Here is a 1,206-nt window from a genome sequence, read left to right as displayed (position 1 = left end):
ATGCCGCCGCTTATCGCTCGGCTTTGACTTTCATTTTGAATATCTTCAAAAGTCAGCTTATTGGTTTTCAGTTCGCTGTTTGTCGCATTGGTTGAGGCAATCGCTGCGCCTTTCAGATGAACATTATCGGCATTAATATGATAACCGCCCTCCTCGGCAAATAAACCCGATTGTTCAATCACTTGTTTACCCTGTGCCTTGCCGCTTGACGCATTCGCATAACCGCTTGCGCCCCACGCCGTGCCTATGCCGCCCTGTACCCGTAAGCCACCGCCCGAGCTGCTGCTTTTTGAGAGATGTTCGTCTTGGCGGCTTTCGATGCAGAGGTTGCCTTTGATGTCCGCATCAATGCGGTTTGCTTTCGCTACCGCACCGGATAAGGTGGTGTCTCCGCCGCTTGTCAGGCTTAAGTGCGCCGTATCAAGATGACTGTTATGTTGGGTGAGGTGACGCTCTTCTTGCTTACCTTGCGTGAATCCCGCTTGAGCGTAAATATATACTCCCGTCTGTGCGCCAACCGCAAAGCCTACGCCCGATTCAAAGCCCGCACTTTGTTGTTTACCTTTAAATTTCTCAGCACTTTGTCCCGATTCCAATATCAGGTCTTTATAAGCATTCAATTGAATACGGCTGTCCGCTTGGCGTTTGCCCTCACTGTCCCAGCCGGTAAAATCCGTTTGTTTGGCGCGAATATCCCCTTCTGTTGACGTGATACGGATAGCGTTGGCATTCACGCTGTTACCCAAACTGAATTCGCGCATTGCGTCCGTTGTCTCCCGTTTATGCGAAAAACCCGAACCGCTTTCCACTCGAATTAAGGCACCGCCTGCCGCTGCGTCCGTGTAAGCCGTATAGCCTTTCGCCGCTAAACCTAACGCTTGTGCCGTTTTCACTCTGTCGGAAGCATCTTTATTTTTGACCGCACTTTCTACGCTCTGAATCAAGTCGATTAATGGCGAACTCACCCGGGCAAACTGACCGATTTTTAAATCGCTCTGATGACTGTCCGACTGTTGGCGGTTGATTGCCGTGTCAAAGGTGATATTGGCCGCTTGAAGGCTAAGCTGTTGTTTCGCCAGTAATTGCCCCGCCGTTTGATGATAATCCCCGCCGGCGTTGATATTGAGATGCTTGTTGAGGGTCGCTATCATTGCCCCTTGGTGACTGACCGAATCTGCATTTTGACTATTCAGTTTACGGTTATAA

Annotated in this window: 1 protein-coding gene; it reads right to left on the bottom strand. The window is 50.1% G+C overall.

What is annotated here, in order from left to right; genetic code table 11:
- On the bottom strand, positions 1–1,206 hold a 1,206-nt coding region (locus tag BKL51_RS10760), incomplete at both ends, for a hemagglutinin repeat-containing protein (protein ID WP_198930128.1).

Origin of the sequence: Rodentibacter sp. Ppn85, assembly GCF_001999335.1 — a bacterium.
Taxonomy (GTDB): domain Bacteria; phylum Pseudomonadota; class Gammaproteobacteria; order Enterobacterales; family Pasteurellaceae; genus Rodentibacter.
This window is presented reverse-complemented; position numbering and strand designations above follow the sequence as displayed.